The organism is Mesorhizobium sp. M0491 (genome assembly GCF_040321265.1).
Lineage (GTDB): Bacteria > Pseudomonadota > Alphaproteobacteria > Rhizobiales > Rhizobiaceae > Mesorhizobium.
In genome coordinates, this window is record NZ_JAMYRE010000066.1 from 1 (window position 1) to 535 (window position 535).

The following is a 535-nucleotide window of genomic DNA, read 5'->3' on the forward strand; positions in this document are numbered from 1 at the left end:
ATTAGGACATCGATACTTCGATCGTACACCTCTTCTCCACGCACACGGCTCGCGAGCAAAAGCCGTTCTCTGGATAGCACGTTGCGGGGGTTCTCCAGAAATGCGATCAAGAGATTGAACTCACATGCGGTAAGCTTGACCTCGCCACGCTCCGCACAGATCAGTCGCCGCTGCTTCACGCTGAGCTTCCAGGCCCCAAAGCGAAATGAGCGCTGCTCTCTGGTTCGCGGACTAGAAATGCGCTGGCGTAGCGCTACTCGAATGCGGGCCAAGAATTCGCGCATCCCGAAAGGCTTGGGAATGAAATCGGTTGCGCCGAGCTCCAGTGCAACCACTTTTTCCGCCTCATCAAGCCGGTCGCCGCTGATCACTATGATAGGAACATCCGATTTTGTCGCCAGATTGCGGACGATCGCAAGTCCATCCTCCCGGCCTAGGTTAAGGTCAACAACCACGAGATCGACTGGCTCACGTGAAAGAACATAGTCAAACTGCTTGCTATCGTGGACTGCGGTTACCTTCAGGGCATGCATCG

General features: G+C 55.1%; 1 protein-coding gene. It reads right to left on the reverse strand.

Going from position 1 to position 535, the window contains the following annotated elements; genetic code table 11:
* Positions 1-533, reverse strand: a 533-nt coding sequence (gene virG / locus NKI69_RS33500; RefSeq protein WP_352723447.1) for a two-component system response regulator VirG, incomplete at its 3' end; no start/stop codon positions are given.
* Between the last annotated feature and the right edge of the window lie 2 nt (positions 534-535).